This is a genomic window from Brevibacterium oceani, from assembly GCF_017948325.1.
In the GTDB taxonomy this organism is placed as follows: domain Bacteria; phylum Actinomycetota; class Actinomycetes; order Actinomycetales; family Brevibacteriaceae; genus Brevibacterium; species Brevibacterium oceani.
Genome location: NZ_CP072846.1, coordinates 1224894 through 1243435 on the forward strand (window position 1 = coordinate 1224894; position 18542 = coordinate 1243435).

General features: G+C 66.6%; 13 protein-coding genes and 1 tRNA gene. 9 read left to right on the forward strand and 5 right to left on the reverse strand.

The genetic code is table 11. The annotated features are described in order from the left end of the window. Nucleotides 1–5 precede the first annotated feature (5 nt). On the reverse strand, nucleotides 6–740 hold the full coding sequence (locus J9314_RS05265) for a lipoate--protein ligase family protein (protein WP_246490734.1): 735 nt from the start codon (nucleotides 738–740) through the stop codon (nucleotides 6–8). A gap of 153 nt (nucleotides 741–893) precedes the next feature. Between J9314_RS05265 and tmk the strand changes: the two genes are divergently transcribed. Further along, the gene (gene tmk, locus J9314_RS05270; protein WP_210605539.1) at nucleotides 894–3758 is read left to right on the forward strand and encodes a dTMP kinase; all 2865 of its coding nucleotides are present in this window, start codon (nucleotides 894–896) and stop codon (nucleotides 3756–3758) included. A gap of 1 nt (nucleotide 3759) precedes the next feature. Beyond that, complete coding sequence (locus J9314_RS05275; RefSeq protein WP_210604855.1) at nucleotides 3760–4917, forward strand: DNA polymerase III subunit delta'; 1158 nt, start codon at nucleotides 3760–3762, stop codon at nucleotides 4915–4917. 103 nt (nucleotides 4918–5020) lie between these two features. Here J9314_RS05275 and J9314_RS05280 read toward each other — a convergent pair whose 3' ends face one another. Further along, nucleotides 5021–6139 carry a M20/M25/M40 family metallo-hydrolase gene (locus J9314_RS05280; protein ID WP_210604856.1) on the reverse strand — a complete coding sequence of 373 codons (1119 nt, stop codon included), beginning with the start codon at nucleotides 6137–6139 and terminating at the stop codon, nucleotides 5021–5023. A 241-nt stretch (nucleotides 6140–6380) separates the two neighbouring features. On the opposite strand from J9314_RS05280, the gene J9314_RS05285 reads away from it, so the two are divergent. Next, nucleotides 6381–6453, forward strand: a tRNA-Thr gene (locus J9314_RS05285). A 209-nt stretch (nucleotides 6454–6662) separates the two neighbouring features. Here J9314_RS05285 and J9314_RS05290 read toward each other — a convergent pair. Together J9314_RS05290 and J9314_RS05295 are read right to left on the reverse strand one after the other, a co-directional pair. Next, nucleotides 6663–7265 (reverse strand): DUF4396 domain-containing protein, encoded by a 603-nt coding sequence (locus J9314_RS05290; protein ID WP_246490624.1) that lies wholly within the window; start codon nucleotides 7263–7265, stop codon nucleotides 6663–6665. Nucleotides 7266–7557: 292 nt separating this feature from the next. Continuing rightward, a complete protein-coding gene (locus J9314_RS05295; RefSeq protein WP_210604857.1) occupies nucleotides 7558–7959 on the reverse strand; it encodes a hypothetical protein in 402 nt (133 codons plus the stop codon). A gap of 252 nt (nucleotides 7960–8211) precedes the next feature. Between J9314_RS05295 and J9314_RS05300 the strand changes: the two genes are divergently transcribed. The 3 genes from J9314_RS05300 (at nucleotide 8212) to J9314_RS05310 (ending at nucleotide 12626) form a co-directional block, all read left to right on the forward strand. Beyond that, nucleotides 8212–9420, forward strand: coding sequence for an acetyl-CoA C-acetyltransferase (locus tag J9314_RS05300; RefSeq protein WP_210604858.1), 1209 nt, complete (start codon nucleotides 8212–8214; stop codon nucleotides 9418–9420). A 1-nt stretch (nucleotide 9421) separates the two neighbouring features. Beyond that, a complete protein-coding gene (locus tag J9314_RS05305; protein ID WP_210604859.1) occupies nucleotides 9422–11593 on the forward strand; it encodes a 3-hydroxyacyl-CoA dehydrogenase NAD-binding domain-containing protein in 2172 nt (723 codons plus the stop codon). A gap of 112 nt (nucleotides 11594–11705) precedes the next feature. Further along, nucleotides 11706–12626, forward strand: coding sequence for an NADP-dependent oxidoreductase (locus J9314_RS05310; protein WP_210604860.1), 921 nt, complete (start codon nucleotides 11706–11708; stop codon nucleotides 12624–12626). Between the two features lie 10 nt (nucleotides 12627–12636). On the opposite strand, the gene J9314_RS05315 is transcribed toward J9314_RS05310, so the two are convergent. Next, nucleotides 12637–13293, reverse strand: a complete 657-nt coding sequence (locus tag J9314_RS05315) for a TetR/AcrR family transcriptional regulator (protein WP_210604861.1) — start codon at nucleotides 13291–13293, stop codon at nucleotides 12637–12639. Nucleotides 13294–13426: 133 nt separating this feature from the next. On the opposite strand from J9314_RS05315, the gene J9314_RS05320 reads away from it, so the two are divergent. The 3 genes from J9314_RS05320 to J9314_RS05330 are packed head-to-tail and all read left to right on the forward strand — an operon-like array spanning nucleotide 13427 to nucleotide 18299. Beyond that, nucleotides 13427–15040 carry a carboxyl transferase domain-containing protein gene (locus tag J9314_RS05320; RefSeq protein ID WP_210604862.1) on the forward strand — a complete coding sequence of 538 codons (1614 nt, stop codon included), beginning with the start codon at nucleotides 13427–13429 and terminating at the stop codon, nucleotides 15038–15040. A gap of 8 nt (nucleotides 15041–15048) precedes the next feature. Further along, a complete protein-coding gene (locus tag J9314_RS05325; protein ID WP_210604863.1) occupies nucleotides 15049–17091 on the forward strand; it encodes an acetyl/propionyl/methylcrotonyl-CoA carboxylase subunit alpha in 2043 nt (680 codons plus the stop codon). Nucleotides 17092–17126: 35 nt separating this feature from the next. Beyond that, nucleotides 17127–18299, forward strand: a complete 1173-nt coding sequence (locus J9314_RS05330; RefSeq protein ID WP_210605541.1) for an acyl-CoA dehydrogenase family protein — start codon at nucleotides 17127–17129, stop codon at nucleotides 18297–18299. Nucleotides 18300–18542: the final 243 nt, after the last annotated feature.

An 18542-nucleotide genomic window follows, 5' to 3' on the forward strand; every position in this document is an offset into this window, starting at 1 on the left:
GGGCCTCACAGCACGTGCTTGTTCACGTACCCGGCCAACTCGGCCCGCTCTGAGGCGGTGGGGGACTGGGGCGACTGCGGGGCGGCGGAGTCATAGTAGGCGGCGAACGCCTCGGCGACGGCATCGGTCGTCACCTCGGGATGGATCTCACTGATCGACCCGCCCGTCGCAGGATCCCACTCGACTCCGAGCGCGGCCTCGACATCGGTGAGGACCGCTCGGATCGGATCCGGATCCTCGACGACGACGGAGGAGGAGAACAGCCACGCACCGGAGACGACGCGCTGAGCGGTGCCGATGGCCTTGATCCGTCCGGCGACGTTGACGCTGTGCTCGCCGGGGCAGTACTCGCCGGGGATCTCGCCGAGGCGGGCATCGATGCCGATTCCGCGCAGCACCTCGACGTAGTCGAGACCGAAACCGGTGAACCGCGCGTTCGTGTTCGTGATGAACGCATCACTCGGTTCGATGTGATCGATGACGAGCGACCCCGGATGGTAGGCAGCGGCACGCCCGCCGAGGCTGCGCAGCGCAGGCGTGAAACCGTGGTCCCGGGCCGCCTCGATGGCGGCGGCGAAGCCGGGCAGGAACCGATCGCGAGCACCGAAGGCCAGGGTGGGGGCGGGCCGATACATCCGCAGCGTCGCACCGCGCCTGCCGGCCTTGACCGAATCGAGGAGGACGCGGGCGAAGGCGAGTTGCTCGACGGGGCCCAGGCCCTCGGCGGCCACCATGGTCATCGCGGTCTTGTCTGTGTGCACGAGATCAAGAGTAGAGGATCGGTGCTGGTCGTCGGGGCACTGGTTGTCCTGTCCTCGGTGTGCAGGTTGTCCGAGATCGCACCGGTTTCCAAGAGATATGTCAGTTCGGGCAGATAGTGTAGAGCCGTGAGCATGTTGACGACTACAGGACACCGACTGCCCGGAGCCCCCGGCCGCTTGGTCACCGAGACCGCCACCTGGGGAGCCCTGATCGCTCTGGTCGCGATCAGCTATGTGGTCGCCGGCACCAGCGGACTGACGGCAACGGTGGGCGGACGCGCGTTCACCATGATTGCCGATTCCATCAGCGCAGGCGGGTTCGACAACCGCATGGGCAGCTTGTCGCTGCTCATCGTCTTCGTCCTCTCCTGCGCAGGTCTCTTCATCCCCACCAAGGTCTTCGCCAAACGACCGCCCGCCGTGCGCAAGACTGCTCTGAGCATCTCCGCCATCGTCGAGGCGGCCCTGCTCGTCATCCTCAGCCTCGCGCCGAGCGCCTGGCTGACCTGGGTCGCCGGTCTGTTCCTCGGAGCCGTGGTCGGACTGCTCATGAGCATCAACCCGTTCACGAACGAGAAGCCGTGGCGGCGTGTGGGCATTCCCGCGGCGGTCCTCGTCTTCGTCTCCTGTGCGTTCCAGATCCTCGGCGGTTCGGCTGCAGGCACGCAGGCGCTGGGGTGGATGAGCCTGTTGGTGGGCATCGGCATGGCCATCGGCGCCATCATCATCTTCCTCACGCCCGAACGCGTCCTGCACGCGGAGACAGCGACCACCGGTTCCTTCCCGGAGCTCAAGGCTCGCGTGGCCAGGCCGCCCGAGGCGATCGCGAACCCCTGGGTGTGCGTCGGACTCTTCGCCGTCCTCGGCGCGACCTTCATCCTCGCTCAGCCCACGGCGGTCAGCCACGGCTACGGTCAGGCCGGTTTCGCGCTCATCATCGCGTGCTGCCTCGTCGGGTGGGCGATCGGCTTCGAGATGGGACCGACCTTCGCCCCCGGCATGTCTCGTCCCCGTGTGTCGACCTTCGCACTCCTCGTCTCCGGCGTCCTGCTGCTGGCGACCGGAGCCATCGGTGAACTCTCCGGCAAGGTCGTGCTGTCCGCGGCGATCGCGTTTCTCGTCGGCATCGGCGTGCGCGCCCAGCCCTATGACTTCTCCCGCCGCTACGGGGCTGTCGGCGGTGCTGGCCTGGCGATGGTCATCAATGCGCTCGATCTCGGCGGCACCGTCGACGTCGGTTCGAGTCCGGACTGGGTGCTCGCTCCCAGCGATGTCGCCTTCCTCGTCTTCGGCGTCGCCGCGCTCGTCGCCGGTGTCATCGGCCTCTTCACCTTCGATCCGCACAAGCTGCAGGGTCTGTCTGTCGACATCGTCCACGGCTTCCGTCCCCCCAATCAGGCCGAGAGCTCGGCCGGCGGTCTGAGCAATCCGGCCGAACGCCTCGGGGCCGGGTTCTTCATCGCCATCGAGGGTGGGGACGGATCCGGCAAGACCACCCAGATCAAGCGGATCTCCCGAGCTCTCGCCGATGACGGCTACCACGTGGAGTCCACTCGCGAACCCGGCGGAACCGAACTGGGCACGAAGATCCGCTCCGTCCTCTTCGATGCCGAACCGCCGAGCACCCGCACCGAGGCGCTGCTCTTCGCCGCCGACCGTGCCCACCATGTGGCGTCGCTGGTCGATCCCAGCCTGGATGAGGGCGCCATCGTCATCACCGACCGGTACATCGATTCGACGATCGCCTACCAGGCAGCCGGACGCAGCTTCGACGAGAAGACGATTCTCGCGTTGAGCCGGTGGGCCACCCAGGGACTCGTCCCGCATCTGACGATCGTCCTCGACATCGAACCCGAGGTCGCGGCCGAGCGGATGGGCAAGCGCGGCGAGAGCAACTACCTTGACGCGGAGAACCAGCAGTTCCACCAGCGCGTCCGCCAGACCTACCTCTCGCGTGCCCACAAGGAACCCGATCGTTACGTCGTCCTCGACGCCGCGGTCGGAGCCGATGAGCTCACCGGGCAGATCCTGCAGGCGATCCGTGACCGGCTTCCGCAGGCACTCGTGACCCGTGACAGCGCTTCAGGCAGTGATTCCGCCGTCGCCGAGGTGGGGGCGGAGTCAGAGCATGTCCCGTCTGATTCGGAGGCGAAGTCCGATTCCGGCGAGCAGTCCGCGTCGGGCACGCAGTCCGAATCGGACGGCGGATCCGAGCCAGACGGTCGCGACCGTTCCGCGGAGTCGGACTCAAGCGCAGACGACGGTGCGGTGCCCGATGAGTCAGCGGATGCTGAGTCGGCGGCGGAGCCGAACGAGGATCCGACCGCCGATCCTGATGCCGGTTCCTGGCATGAGCGGGGGCCGCGCTTCGTGCCGGTGACCAACGATCGGTTCACCCCCAGCGCCATCACCGACGACGAGGTCGCACAATCCGGAGCCGTTCCCACCGAACGGGTCGATCTCGGTGCCGATCTGCGTGACGATGCGGCCGCCTCGGCGAACGATTCGACGGAATCGTCACCCGAACCATCCAAGGCGTCTCCGACCGGCGAGGATGACGCCACGACGGTGCTGCCCGCACGAGGACGCACCGCTGATGCACTCATCGATGACACCGATGACGAGGACGGCGTGCCGACGAACCGCATCGAGACCGACAGCGCTGAGGAGGCCGAGACCCGGGTCGTCACCTACGTCGATCCCGACGAGGCCGAAACCCGTGTGGTCAAGCAGGTCGACCCGGAGGAAGCGGAGACACGGGTCGTCGAACGCTCCAGCCGTGACCAGCAGGTCGCCCCGGGCGACTCGCCCGATGACGGCGACCACGTCGACTCGACCGACGATGCCGAGACCACGGTTCTGCCGGTCCGCAGCGCCCGCGATATGAGCCGCGAACGCCTGCAGGCACAGGCCGAGATCGAACGCCAGGCCAGGGAACGGCTGCGCAGACAGCGCGAACGCAACAACCGCCGCTTCAACAACCCGGAGGGATCCTGAGGTGAGCGTCTTCGACGAACTCGTCGGCCAGGATGACGTGGTCACTCAGCTCGGCTACGCCTTGGACGATCCAGCCGCGATGACCCACGCATGGCTGTTCACCGGCCCACCCGGTTCGGGGCGATCGAACGCGGCCAGAGCGTTCGCGGCCGCCCTGATCTCAGGCGGGACGGAGTCCAACGATGTGACGTCCCGGGTGCTCTCGGGACACCACGAATCGCTGACGATCATGTCGACCCAGAAGTCGGTCATTGCGATCGACGAAGTCAGGGAGCTCGTGGCGAAGGCGCAGTCGGCGCCGGTGAACTCGCAGTGGCGCGTCGTCATCATCGAAGATGCCGACCGAATGATGGAGCGCACTGCGAACGTGCTGCTCAAAGCCATCGAAGAGCCGCCGCCGGCGACGGTGTGGCTGCTGTGCGCCCCCAGCCCGATCGATGTGCTCACCACCATCAGATCGCGGTGTCGACCGGTGCGTCTGCGGATCCCGTCGCGCGAGGCCGTGGCTCAGCTGCTCATGCAGCGTGACGATGTCAGCGAGGAACGGGCGCAGTGGGCCGCGGCCGTGGCTCAGAACCACATCGGGCGGGCGAAGTACCTGGCCTTGAACGAATCAGCCGACGCTGAACGCAAGCAGATCCTCGCGATCCCGGGCAAACTCACCTCGGTGGGGGCGACGATCCGGTTGGCCGGGCGTATCGTCGACGAAGCCGCAGAGACGGCGAAGTCGCGTGTCGAAGAGCGCAACGCCGCCGAACGCAGCGAACTGATGACCACCTTGGGCATCGAGGGGGAGAAGACCATCCCGCCCTCAGCCAGGGCTCAGATCAGGAAGCTCGAGGAAGAGCAGAAGAGGCGGTCCGTGCGGGCGCGCAACGACGAGCTCGACCGGATCTTCCTCGAACTGATGAGCCTCTACCGCGACATCCTCATGTATCAGCTGGGCATCCGCGACGGCTGGATCAACGCCGGCGAAGTCGACCTCATCGCCGAACAGGCGAACCGGGACGGACCGGATACGACTCTGCTGCGCATCGACGCGATCACCGAGGCCAGGCGGCGTCTGCAGACGAACATGTCACCGGTCCTCATCGTCGAATCCGCGTTCGTGCTGCTGTCGAATCCGTGGCTGCAGGACGACCGGACCGGAGTGATTTGACGCTGACCCGCTCGGTCGAGGCCGATCAGGTACTGATCCGCTCGTTTGCGGCCGCGTAGGTGCCGACCTGCCCGGTCGCGACTGCGGGGGAGTGGGCCTTGTCTCAGGCTTCTGAGAGGAGTTCTGCCACGAGGGCAGCGGTGAGTTCGATGCGGCGGGGAATCCAGATCTGCAGAGCGTGCTCGGTGCGCGCATGGGAGCCCCCGCCGACGGTGCCCAGACCATCCAAGGTCGGCGTGCCGACTCCGGCGGTGAAGTTCCCGTCCGAACCGCCGCCGACGGCGACCGATCGCAGCGGAGGGTGCCCCAGCTTTCCGGCCAGGCGCTGGGCCCGGGCGTAGAGCCCCATGGCCATGTCCTCTTCGAGCGGGGCCCGGTTGATTCCGCCCTTGAGGTCGACCTTCGCGCCGGCGACTGTGGGGGCCAGCGTGCGCAGGGCATCGTCGATGCGCACCTGTTCACTCGCCGAGGCGGCTCTTGAGTCGATCCCGACGACGGCCTTGGCTGGTACCGTGTTCGTCGTCGATCCACTCGACATCACCGTCGGCACCACCGAGGTGCCGGAGGAGGGCTTGTGCAACTTCGCGATGTCGACGACCTGATTGGCCACCTCGATGGTGGCATTGATGCCCTTCTCCGGTTCGACTCCGGCATGGGCGGCGAGGCCGGTGACTTCGAGCTGGTAGATCGCGACTCCCTTGCGGGCGATCTTCACCGCACCGTCGGCTGCTCCGCTTTCGAAGACGAGCGCAGCCTTCGCGCCGCGAGCTTCCTCCTCGATGAGCGGTCGGGAGCCGGGGGAGCCGAGTTCTTCGTCGGCGGTGATCAGCAGGCTGACTCCGTCGAGGCTGCCCTGTTCGGCACGGACCTTCGCCAGCGCATAGAGAGCGATGAGAAGTCCGCCCTTCATGTCGTCGGCACCGGGTCCGCGGACGACGCCGTCCTTGACCGAGTAGGGGAAGCCCTCGATTGTTCCGGTCGGCCAGACGGTGTCGTGGTGTCCGATGAGCACGACCATGCGGGGACCGGTGCCGAAGCGCCAGAGCACATGCGGGTGACCATCGGTGTCGATGATGCGCGGCGCGGCACCGAGCAGCCCGGTGCCGATGCGGGAGACCAGCTGGGCGCTGCGGGCCAGCGATTCGGGGTCGTTGGAGAACGACTCACATTCGATGAGCGCCTGGAAGTCACTCATGAAGTCGTCGGAGTCGAACTCTGCCACGGATGCCACCTTCTGTGCTCGCTGATCGTCTGTCCTGTCCAGGTTAGCGTGCTCTGACTTCACGCCTTCACCCGCCGCTCCGACAGAGTCCGACGGCACCGAGGTGGTCCGCTATTACGAGTGAATGCTCGCATCTCGAGCGGTACGGATATGCTGTCCGTGACGTCCCCGCGGGGACGTCGGAGCGGTTCGTCGCTCGTTTTGACCACCGGCACTCAGGTTGGCTAAAGTTGGGTCGGTTGCCGCCTTAGCTCAGTCGGCAGAGCGATTCACTCGTAATGAATAGGTCGCGGGTTCGATTCCCGCAGGCGGCTCGGCAACGCCCCTCCCACCAGAAGATGCGTCTGGATGGCGAGGGGCTTCTTCGTGCACGAGTGCTCAACAGGTTCGGTGATGACGCGGTGTCATCGCTCCTTGCCTTCCTCAGGCAGGTGCTCCTGTTGCCAGAATTTCGCGGCCAGGTCAGTTCGTCGACCAGAGTGTACGCGAGTGATTCCGTCCGAAAGCGGGCAGATTCTTCAGATCAGCCCAGCAGCGAACCGAGCGAAGCGACCAGGCCCCCGAGCAGAAATGCGCTGATGCCGATGACCAGCGGCCGATTGTCCATGTTTGCATCGTCGCCGAGAGCGCGGTGGGTGACGGCGTGCCCCTTTCCACGACGCAGCAGAGTCCGATTGACGGGCCAAGCGGCGAAGAAGGCTGCTGTCAGTGAGACCGCCATGGACACCCAGAAGATGGGATTGAGCAGACCGGCGTTCATCGCACCGGGAATCACCAACATCACCAGGTTGTCAACGATCTCCATGGTCGCAATGGACAGAGTGTCGGCGACGAGGACGAGGCTCAGTGCGGCGGACAGTGCGATGCCTCCGCGCACCAGCGGCAGTGCTGAGAGGGAATAGCCGAAGACGAAGGCCAGACCGATCGACAGGATTGTGGTGGGCAGATTCGACCACCCGGCGGCGGTCCCGACTAGCAGCCCGATGATTTCGCCGATCGCGCACCCTGTCAGGCAGTGCAGCGTCGCCCCGACCGCCATCCCCGACATGTCATGCGCCTGGCCTGTCGAGTGACCAATGTGGGCGTCGGGAGCATCGTCGTGTCCGCTTTGCATGTGGCTGTTCATCGAGCACCTCCTTTGCGGATACCACCCAGGGGTATCTGATTCCGGACGCTACGCTTTGTGCTCACTCAGGTCAACCAATCTCCGGTCGCCGACCTGCATCATAGCGGTCGGCAACGGCTGACCCGGGCTTCGCTCGAGGATCTGAACTCCGCTGATCCTCGACGCTCAGCCCGAGGGCGGTCACGACGACGGCGCTGTTGGTGACGAGCTGTAGGTTGGGGACCGGCTCCGACCAGAGGGTATTCGGACGAGGATGCCCGTCGTCAGTGTGCCCGAAGGCGCGGCGGGAGCATTACTTCTTCTTCGGCTTGAACGACGTGGAGCACTTCCAGGTCGTCTTGCCCTTCTTCGCGGTGATGGTCACGGAGACCTTCTTTCCCGGAGTGGCTCGGGCAATATAGTATTTGAGCGACGCCTTGCCCTTCTTCGAGGCAGTGGCCTTCTTCTTTGTCGTCGTGGTCTTGTAATGGGCGGTCGTCGTCACCTTTGCCTTGGACCCGACCTTCGAGACGTTGACGTTGGTGTACGAGTACTGGCGAGGCTTCGAGATCGACATCTTCGCCGAGCACTTCTTCGTTGCCGCTTCGGCAGGCTGGGCGTCGAGGGCGATGGGGCCGGCGAGGAGGCCGACGGCCAGAGTGAGTGCCAAGAGCTTCGAGCCCGCTTTCGTGCGGGCAGGGGTGGTCAAGGACATGATTCTCCAAGGGATTCCGAGCTGATGTGTCGACTTATCATAATCACCTCTGTCGTCGAAAGGGAACGCCAGGTATTCGACAACTGAGGAAGTCGCGGAAGTGCGGGTTTACGGTCGAATTCACTCTGCTTGCGTCGGCGCTCGTGCGTGTGTTGCCCGTCACCCGAAACTGGGACACAATGGGGGTGCGAATGTTACTGAACGATCGATCAGATCTTGTGGTCGGTCTTCCATCCAGACTGTGAGGAACACATGAGCGAAGCGTTCATCTATGACGCAGTGCGCACCCCACGCGGCAAGAACCGCGGCGGGGCGCTGCACAGCGTCAAGCCCATCGATCTCGTCACCGGCCTCATCGACGCCGTGCGCGAGCGCAACCCGGACCTCGACGACTCCCAGATCGACGACATCGTCCTCGGCGTCGTCTCTCCGGTCGGCGAACAGGGCAGCGACATCGCCCGCGTCGCCGCGATCGCCGCCGGCCTCGACGAATCCGTGGCCGGCGTCCAGGTCAACCGGTTCTGCGCCTCCGGCCTCGAAGCCGTCAACATCGCCGCCCAGAAGGTCGGCTCCGGCTTCGAGAACCTCGTCCTCGCCGGCGGCGTCGAGTCGATGTCGCGCGTGCCGCTGGGCTCCGACGGCGGCGCCTGGGCCCAGGACCCGACGACGAACTTCGACACCTACTTCGTCCCGCAGGGCATCGGTGCCGACCTCATCGCCACCACCGAGGGCTTCACCCGCGCCGACGTCGACGCGTTCGCCGCCGAATCGCAGAAGCGCGCCGCCGCGGCGTGGGACGAGGGCCGCTTCGACAAGTCGATCGTGCCCGTCAAGGACATCAACGGCATCACCCTGCTCGACCGCGATGAGCACATGCGTCCCGGATCGACCGCCGAGTCGCTGGCGAAGCTACCCCCGGCCTTCGCCAAGCTCGCCGCCCAGACCGGGTTCGACGAGGTGGCCCTGCAGAAGTACCACTGGGTCGAAGCCATCGACCACGTCCACACCGCCGCGAACTCCTCGGGCATCGTCGACGGAGCCAGCCTCGTCATCCTCGGTGACGAAGAGGTCGGCCAGAAGATGGGGATGAAACCACGCGCCCGCATCGTCTCCACCGCCGTCACCGGCTCCGAACCCACCATCATGCTCACCGGCCCGACCCCGGCGACGCAGAAGGCCCTCGACAAGGCCGGCCTGACCGTCGACGACATCGACCTCTTCGAGCTCAACGAAGCCTTCGCAGCCGTCGTGCTCAAGTGGATGAAGGACCTCGACATCCCGCACGAGAAGGTCAACGTCAACGGCGGGGCGATCGCCATGGGCCACCCGCTGGGCGCCACCGGTGCCATGATTCTGGGCACCGTCCTCGACGAACTCGAACGCCGCGACCTCAAGCGCGGGCTCGTCACCCTGTGCATCGGTGCAGGCATGGGCATCGCGACGATCATCGAAAGGGTCTGACATGACGACAACGACAGCCACCGCATACAGCCACGAGACCGATGCCGACGGCATCGTCACCGTCGTCATCGACGAACCGGGCGCCAAGGTCAACACCATGAACGACTACTACTCGGCCGCCATGGAGGCGACCGTGGAGTGGCTCGAAGCCAACGTCGAGGACATCACCGGCGTCGTACTCACCTCGGCGAAGAAGACCTTCTTCGCCGGCGGCAACCTCAACAAGATCCGCGCCGCCGACCCCGCGAAGTCCGACGAGGAATTCGCCGCGGTCGAAGGCGTCAAGGCCGTCCTGCGCCGACTCGAGACACTCGGTCGCCCCGTCGTCGCCGCCCTCGGCGGTGCCGCTCTCGGCGGCGGACTCGAAATCGCCCTGGCCGCCCACCACCGGATCGCGGCCGACGACAACCCCGCGGCCCGCTTCGGCTTCCCCGAGGTCTCCCTGGGACTCCTGCCCGGAGGAGGCGGAGTCGCCCGCACGGTCCGTCTGCTCGGACTCCAGACCGCACTGCAGAAGGTCATCCTGCCCTCGACGAAGTTCAAGGCAGCCGATGCTCAGAAGCTCGGCCTCGTCGACGAACTCGCCCCGACCGCCGAACTCGAGGCTCGGGCGAAGGCATGGATCAAGGACAACCCCGAGGCGGCCCAGCCCTGGGACACCGAGGGCTTCAGGATCCCCGGCGGGTCACCCTCAGCGCCGAAGCTCGGCGCGATGCTCCCGGCCATGCCCGCCCTGCTGCGCCGACAGACCAAGGGTGCACCGATGCCGGCCCCGCGTGCGGTCCTCGCCGCCGCCGTCGAAGGCGCCCAGGTCGACATCGACACCGCGCTCAGCGTCGAATCCCGCTACTTCGTCCACCTCACCCACACCCCGGTGGCGAAGAGCATGATCAAGGCCTTCTTCTTCGACCTCGGCCACATCAACTCCGGCGGCTCACGCCCCGACGGATACGAGCCCCGACAGGTGAAGAAGCTCGGCGTGCTCGGCGCCGGCATGATGGGTGCGGCTATCGCCTACACCGCCGCGAAGGCCGGCATCGAGGTCGTCCTCAAGGACGTCGAGCTCGCTGCCGCCGAGAAGGGCAAGGCCTACGCCGCCAAGCGTGAGGAATCCGCGCTGTCGAAGGGCAAGACGACCGAAGAGAAGTCGCAGGCCGTACTCGATCGGATCACTCCGAGCGCCTCGGCCGAGGACCTTGCCGGCGTCGACTTCGTCATCGAAGCGGTCTTCGAGTCCGTGTCCGTCAAGCACAAGGTGTTCGGCGAGATCGAAAGCATCGTCGAACCCGATGCGGTCCTCGGATCGAACACTTCGACGCTGCCGATCACGGAGTTGGCGAAGGGCGTCGACCGCGACGCCGACTTCATCGGCATCCACTTCTTCTCACCGGCCGACAAGATGCCCCTGGTCGAGATCATCCGCGGAGCGAACACCTCGGATGAGACCCTGGCCCGAACCTTCGACCTCGTCCAGCAGATCAAGAAGACCCCGATCGTCGTCACCGACTCCCGCGGATTCTTCACCTCCCGTGTCATCGGCACCTTCATCGCCGAGGCGGTCGCCGCCGTCGGTGAGGGTGTGGAGCCGGCAACGGTGGAGCAGGCGGCCCTCCAGGCCGGTTACCCGACCGGCGCGCTGCAGCTGACCGATGAGCTCACGCTCACGCTGTCGCAGAAGATCCGTCAGGAGACCCGGACGGCCGTCGAGGCCGAGGGCGGCACCTGGGAGGCGCACCCCTCTGAGGCCGTCGTCGACTGGATGGTCGAGCAGGGTCGGACCGGGCGCAAGGACGGTGCCGGCTTCTACGACTACGATGAGAACGGCAAGCGGACGAAACTGTGGTCCGGTGTGCGAGACCACTTCGAATCCGGGTCGACGACCGAACCCTTCGCCGACCTGCAGGAACGGATGCTCTTCGCCGAGGCGATCGAGACGATCAAGTGCCTCGACGAGGATGTGCTCACCTCGGTGCCGGATGCGAACATCGGTTCGATCTTCGGCATCGGGTTCCCGGCCTGGACGGGCGGTGTGCTCCAGTACGTCAACCAGTACGAGGGCGGCCTGTCCGGGTTCGTCGAGCGGGCGAAGGAACTCGCCGCGACCTACGGAGATCGCTTCACCCCGCCGGCCTCGCTCGTCGAGCGCGCGAAGACCGGCGAGACCTACGAATGAGAGCCTCGTAACCCCAGCTGCTTCGCAGGAATAGCCTGATGGCCTTCCGGTGTTGTCCAGTCACGCTGACGCTGAGTTCAGCCGCACTGACAGCTACCGGAAGGCCATTGCTATGCGCGCCGCCGTCTACGACGCCTACACCGAGAACTTCGACGACATCATCGTCAGGGACCTGCCCGATCCCAAACTTCCCCCGGCATCGGTGCTCATCGAGGTCAGGGCCGCCGGGGTCAACCCGGTGGATTGGAAGCTCGTCGGCGGTCACCTCGACGCCTTCATGCCGACCCAGTTCCCGGTCACACCCGGCTGGGACGTCGCCGGCGTCGTCGTCGGCCTCGGCTTCGACACCCCCGAATTCTCCATCGGCGACGAGGTCGTCGCCTACGCCCGAAAGGACGTGCTCTCCACCGGCACGTTCGCCGAGAAGGTCGCCGTCCCCGTCCGTGCCGTGGCGCGCAAGCCCAAGAGCCTGAGCTGGGAACAGGCCGGCGGACTGCCGCTGGCCGGAGGAACCGCCCTGCGCACTCTCGAGTCGCTCGGTGAGATCGACGGGAAGACCGTCCTCGTCCACGGTGCGGCCGGGGGAGTGGGCAGCTTCGCCGTGCAGATCGCCGTCGCCTACGGTGCCCGCGTCATCGGCACCGCGTCCGAACGCAACCACGATTATCTGCGGGAACTCGGCGCTGATCCTGTCACCTACGGCGACGGCGTGGTCGAGCGCATCCTCGAGGTGGCCGGCGGCAAGGTCGACGGCGTCGTCGACTTCGTCGGCGAACAGCTCGAGACGACTCTGGCCGTTCTCGCCGAGGGCGGAGCTCACGCCTCGGTCGCCGATCCGGGTGTGACCGAGCATAGTGGCCGCTACATCTGGGTCCGCCCCGACGGATCGGAGACCGCCCGACTCGGCCAGCTCGTCGACGAAGGCCGGGTCACCGTCGAGGTGGCCGGAACCTACGGCCTCGACGAAGTGCCGCAGGCCTTCCGCGACAACGCCGAAGGACACACCCGCGGAAAGCTCGTCATCGTCCCCTGAGGCGTGAGCCTCAGTCAATGCCCAGCGCCGCGGCTGCGGCGGCGCGCAATTCGACCCCGACCACTTCGGCGCTTGAGCGTCGGGCCTGGTACGGGGTCGAATTCATCATCCCGAACACCGCGTGGACGCGCACCGTCGCGGCCTCGAGGGTCCACTCCGGCTGGGACTGCGCGACGACCTCGGCCCACCGACTGACATAGGAGCGCTGCAGCCGGCGCACCGTCCGGCGTGATTCCTCGGGCAGAGCGGCGAGGTCGCGGTCCTGGATGCGGATGAGCTCGGGCTCGCTCATCGCGAAATCGACATGGAAGTCGATGAGGCGGCGCAGCACCGACCGTGCGTCCGTATGAGCCGTGGCGGCCGCCTCGGTGCCGGTATCCGAGTCGGGCTGTGCGGGGAGATCGGCGGAGGCGACGATCTCGGCACCGCCGGTGTGCAGATACTCCGAGATCCCGACGAGCAGCTCTTCGAGCACGGCTTCCTTCGATGAGAAGTGTCGGTAGACCGCCGGTGCCGAGATCCCCGCGCCTTTGCCCAGGTCATCGAGGCGGACGCCGTGGAATCCATGTCGGGCATAGAGGGTCTTCGCGACCTCGAGCAGCTGCTCGCGTCTGGCCGCCTTCGCGGCCGCGCGTGCCGTCGGCTTGACCGTGTCCTCGGTCGACATGTCCGACTTCCTTCCCTCGCTCTGAGCCTGTGTCCGGTGATCCGTGGGCAGCGGGGCTCGCGCATTGTCACTTTCGCCTGTGAGCAGTATCATAGCAGTCAGTTAAGAACTATTAACTGAAATGAGGGTGGGAATGAGAGCAGTGGGAACTGCGGTCAGTCCGGCAACGGGGCAGGTCAACGCCGACGCCCATGCCGAGCTCATCGCCGAACTCCGGGAGCGCGTGCAGGTCACTGCCCGCGGCGGATCGGAGAAGTCCAGACAGCGTCACGTCGACCGCGGCAAACTGCTGCCGCGCGACCGTGTCGAGCATCTGCTCGACCCGGGCACGCCCTTCCTCGAACTCTCACCGCTCGCGGCCAACGGCATGTACGAGGACGCGAGCCCCGGGGCCGGCATCATCACCGGAATCGGCCGGGTCGCCGGACGCGAATGCGTCATCGTCGCCAATGACGCGACCGTCAAGGGCGGCACCTACTACCCGGTGACGGTGAAGAAGCACCTGCGGGCCCAGGAAGTGGCGAAGGAGAACAACCTTCCGTGCATCTACCTCGTCGACTCGGGTGGTGCGAACTTGCCCAACCAAGACGACGTCTTCCCCGACCGCGAACACTTCGGCCGGATCTTCTACAACCAGGCCACCCTTTCGGCCGCAGGCATCCCGCAGCTGGCCGCCGTCCTCGGCTCCTGCACCGCCGGCGGAGCCTACGTCCCGGCGATGGCCGACGAATCGATCATCGTCTCCGAACAGGGCACGATCTTCCTCGGCGGCCCACCCCTGGTCAAGGCCGCCACCGGCGAGGTAGTCACCGCCGAAGAGCTCGGCGGCGGAGCACTGCACTCACGCGTCTCCGGAGTCACCGACCATCTGGCTGCGAACGACTCCCACGCACTGGAGATCATGCGCGACATCGTCTCCACGCTCGGGCCCAAGGGGGCGGCCAACTGGGACGTCGTCGACTCCCGGGAACCGGCCCATGCCCCGGCCGAACTGACCTCGGTCGTGCCCGTGGACTCCCGCACCCCGTACGACGTGCGCGAGGTCATCGCCCGCCTCGTCGACGGTTCTGAGTTCCACGAGTTCAAGGCCGAATACGGCACGAGCCTCGTCACCGGCTTCGCCCACCTCGACGGGCACTCGGTGGGGATCGTCGCGAACAACGGCATCCTCTTCGGCGAGTCCGCCGTCAAAGGCGCCCACTTCATCGAACTCTGCGACCAGCGCAGCACCCCGCTCATCTTCCTCCAGAACATCTCCGGGTTCATGGTCGGCCGCGACTACGAGGCCGGCGGCATCGCCAAGCACGGAGCGAAGATGGTCAACGCCGTCGCCACCGCCCGAGTGCCGAAGTTCACCGTCGTCATCGGCGGCTCCTTCGGTGCCGGCAACTATTCGATGTGCGGCCGCGCCTATTCGCCCAGGTTCCTGTGGATGTGGCCCAATGCCCGCATCTCCGTGATGGGCGGTGAGCAGGCCGCCAGCGTGCTCTCCACCGTCAAGCGCGACCAGATCGAAGGACGCGGCGAGACCTGGTCCGCCGAGGCCGAAGACGAGTTCAAGCAGCCCGTCCGTGACCAGTACGAAGCCCAGGGCAACCCCTACTACTCGACCGCCAGGCTGTGGGACGACGGGATCATCGAACCCGGCGACACCCGCCAGGTGCTGGCCATGGCCCTCGAACTCGCCCGCTTCGGACCGATGGAACGCCCGCTGGGTGCCAGCGGCTACGGCGTCTTCAGAATGTGAGCCCCGCAATGTTCAAAACCGTACTCATCGCCAATCGCGGAGAGATCGCCCTGCGCGTCATCCGCACCTGCCGCCGGCTCGGCATCCGCACCGTGGCCGTCTACTCCGACGCCGACGCCCAGGCCGCGCACGTCAAAGCCGCCGACGCCGCCGTTCACCTCGGCCCGGCCGCAGCGTCCGAATCGTATCTGCGCATCGACAAGGTCATTGCCGCCGCCGAGGCGACCGGGGCCGAGGCCATCCACCCCGGCTACGGATTCCTGTCCGAGAACGCCGACTTCTCCGCCGCCTGCGAGGCCGCCGGAATCGTCTTCCTCGGACCCGGTCCCGACGCGATCCGAACCATGGGCGACAAGATCACCGCCAAGCAGGCCGTGTCCTCCCGCGGAGTCCCACTCGTGCCCGGCACGAAGGACGCCGCGATGAGCGACGAAGCCCTCATCGCCGCTTCGGCCGACATCGGGTTCCCCGTCCTCATCAAACCTTCCGCTGGGGGCGGCGGCAAGGGCATGCATGCCGTCTTCGACGCTGCCGAGCTCCCTTCGGCACTGGCGACCGCACGCCGCGAGGCCGCGAGCTCCTTCGGTGACGACACTCTCTTCCTCGAACGCCTCGTCGCGACCCCGCGCCATATCGAGGTCCAGATCATGGCCGATTCGCATGGCAATGTCATCCACCTCGGCGAACGGGAATGCTCTCTGCAGCGCCGTCACCAGAAGGTCATCGAGGAAGCCCCGTCGGCACTGCTCGACGAGGCGACCCGGGCCCGGATCGGACAGGCGGCCTGCGAGACCGCGAAGTCCGTGGGCTACGTGGGGGCCGGTACCGTCGAGTTCATCGTCGGCGCCGACCGTCCCGACGAATTCTTCTTCATGGAGATGAACACTCGCCTGCAGGTCGAACACCCCGTCACCGAGGAGGTCACCGGAGTCGATCTCGTCGAACTCCAGCTGCGCGTCGGTGCCGGTGAGGAACTGCCTCTGACCCAGGACGACATCACCCTGACCGGGCACTCGGTCGAGGCCCGCATCTACGCCGAGGACCCCTCCAGAGGATTCCTGCCCACAGGTGGGCGTGCGCTCGACGTCGTCTTCCCTGAAGGTGAGGGAATCCGCGTCGATGCCGGTCTCGATGTCGGGCAGCGGATCGTCTCCGACTACGACCCGATGATCGCCAAGCTCATCGTCCGCGCCGACGACCGGGCGGCCGCGATCGCCCGCCTCGATGCCGCGCTCGCCGCCTCGGCGGTGCCGGGGATCGTGACGAACATCGACTTCCTCCGCACCCTGCTCGCCCTGCCCGAGGTCATCGCCGGTGACCTCGATACCTCCCTCATCGACGCGATGAGCGAGGAGCAGCTGGCGCACCCTGTCGACGAGGCCGCGCAGCAGATCGCCGCGGCCGCGGTGCTCGCCACCGGCGGAAGCGCGGGGACGGAGCTGACCGGAGCGATTCGATCAGGTCAGATGAAGGGGAACGGCACGGCCGCCTCGGCGTGGGAACGACCCACCGCCTGGCGCACCTCACGGCCCGACTTCCGTCCCACCGTCACCCTCGCCTCGGCGGGGGAGGCCGACGCTGTCGAAGCACGCACGGGCAAGGTCACGGTCGACGATGACGGTATCTGGCACGTCGAACTCGACGGAGTCCAGCACACCGCCCAGGTCTTCTCCGACGCCGCCGACCGCAGCGTCTGGGTCTGCGGCGACCGCGGCATTCACGTCTTCACCCGACCGCTGGCCGACTCCTCGCTCACGCCCGGACTCGAGGGCGCTGAGGTGCTTGCCCCGATGCCCGGCTCCGTCGTCGAGGTGAAGGTCGACACAGGTGACCGCGTCGAGCAGGGCGACCCCATCGTCGTCGTCGAGGCGATGAAGATGGAGCACGTGCTCACCGCACCGGCCGCCGGCATCGTCACCATGGCCACCGCCCCCGGCACTCAGGTGGGACTCGATGAGGTGCTCGCCACCGTCGTCGACGAAGACGTCGCCGCAGACGCCGGGATCACCGCAGACGCCGGATCCACCGCCGATACAGCAACCGAACAATGACCACCACGACCACGCGTGATGCGGGGGAGGACACCATGAACACGTTTGTTCCGGGCATGCTGCCCGAAGAATACGAAGATCTGCGCCAGGGAGTCGCGAAGTTCGCCGACGAGGAGGTCGCTCCCGTCAGCGCCGAGCTCGATGCCAAGCACGAATTCCCCTATGACCTCGTCGCGAAGATGGGGCAGATGGGCCTGTTCGGACTGCCCTTCGACGAAGAGTACGGCGGCATGGGCGGGGACTACTTCGCGCTGTGCCTGGCCATCGAGGAGATCGCCCGGGTCAACCAGTCCCTGGCGATCACGCTCGAGGCGGGAGTCTCGCTCGGCGCGATGCCGATCTACCGGTTCGGCACCGAGGAACAGAAGAAGGAATGGCTGCCCAAGCTCACCGACGCCTCCGGTCTGGCCGCCTTCGGGCTGACCGAACCCGAAGCCGGCTCCGATGCCGGCGGGACGAAGACGAAGGCCACGCTCGAGAACGGCACGTGGACGATCAACGGCTCCAAGTGCTTCATCACGAACTCGGGCACCGACATCACCCGACTCGTCACCGCCACCGCCGTGACCGGAACCCGGACCTCGAAGTCCGGCCGCGAGGTCCCCGAGATCTCGACGATCATGATCCCCACCGGCACTCCCGGCTTCACCGCCGAACCGGCTTATGACAAGGTCGGCTGGAACTCCTCGGACACGCACCCGCTGACCTTCGACAATGTGCAGGTGCCCGAAGAGAACCTCCTGGGTGAGCGCGGACGCGGCTACGCGAACTTCCTGCGCATCCTCGACGAGGGCCGCATCGCCGTCGGTGCACTCTCCGTCGGTGCCGCTCAGGGCTGCGTGGACGAGTCGGTGAAGTACGCGAAGGAACGGCAGGCCTTCGGTCACCCCATCGCCGACTTCCAGGGCATCTCGTTCAAGATCGCCCGCATGGAGGCTCGCGTCGTCGCCGCCCGCTCGGCGTACTACCTCGCCGCCTCCCGGATGCTCGCCGGACTGCCGTTCAAGAAGGAAGCGGCGATCGCGAAGATGATCGCCGGTGAGGCGGCCATGGACAACGCCCGCGACGCCACCCAGATCCACGGCGGCTACGGGTTCATGAACGAATACCTCGTCGCCCGCCACTACCGGGACTCGAAGATCCTCGAGGTCGGGGAGGGAACCACCGAGGTCCAGCTCATGCTCATCGCCCGCGAACTCGGGATCTGAGTCCGGCCATCTGAGGAACACACCCGCTGAGCCGGGCAGGCGATCCGGTACGCGGGGCCGCCTCGGCGCGGGGACCCTCACACATCCGCCCGCCGTCATCCGAATCAGGAGACGGCGGGCGGTGCCATATGCAGGACCCGCGTGTTCCGAACTCCGGCGTGCGGCGAACCTCGGTGCGTGCCGAACTTCGCCATGCGGCACCCGTTAAGGTGGGGTGAGCGGACCGGCAGATGACCGCCGGCG

What these genes read in the sequence shown, in the direction of transcription:
- J9314_RS05305 (WP_210604859.1), top strand. Translation starts at nt 9,422, where the DNA reads ATGACGACAACGACAGCCACCGCATACAGCCACGAGACCGATGCCGAC.
- J9314_RS05320 (WP_210604862.1), top strand. Translation starts at nt 13,427, where the DNA reads ATGAGAGCAGTGGGAACTGCGGTCAGTCCGGCAACGGGGCAGGTCAAC.
- J9314_RS05330 (WP_210605541.1), top strand. Translation starts at nt 17,127, where the DNA reads ATGAACACGTTTGTTCCGGGCATGCTGCCCGAAGAATACGAAGATCTG.
- J9314_RS05310 (WP_210604860.1), top strand. Translation starts at nt 11,706, where the DNA reads ATGCGCGCCGCCGTCTACGACGCCTACACCGAGAACTTCGACGACATC.
- J9314_RS05300 (WP_210604858.1), top strand. Translation starts at nt 8,212, where the DNA reads ATGAGCGAAGCGTTCATCTATGACGCAGTGCGCACCCCACGCGGCAAG.
- J9314_RS05265 (WP_246490734.1), bottom strand. Translation starts at nt 740, where the DNA reads ATGACCATGGTGGCCGCCGAGGGCCTGGGCCCCGTCGAGCAACTCGCC.
- J9314_RS05295 (WP_210604857.1), bottom strand. Translation starts at nt 7,959, where the DNA reads ATGTCCTTGACCACCCCTGCCCGCACGAAAGCGGGCTCGAAGCTCTTG.
- J9314_RS05315 (WP_210604861.1), bottom strand. Translation starts at nt 13,293, where the DNA reads ATGTCGACCGAGGACACGGTCAAGCCGACGGCACGCGCGGCCGCGAAG.
- J9314_RS05325 (WP_210604863.1), top strand. Translation starts at nt 15,049, where the DNA reads ATGTTCAAAACCGTACTCATCGCCAATCGCGGAGAGATCGCCCTGCGC.
- J9314_RS05290 (WP_246490624.1), bottom strand. Translation starts at nt 7,265, where the DNA reads ATGAACAGCCACATGCAAAGCGGACACGACGATGCTCCCGACGCCCAC.
- tmk (WP_210605539.1), top strand. Translation starts at nt 894, where the DNA reads ATGTTGACGACTACAGGACACCGACTGCCCGGAGCCCCCGGCCGCTTG.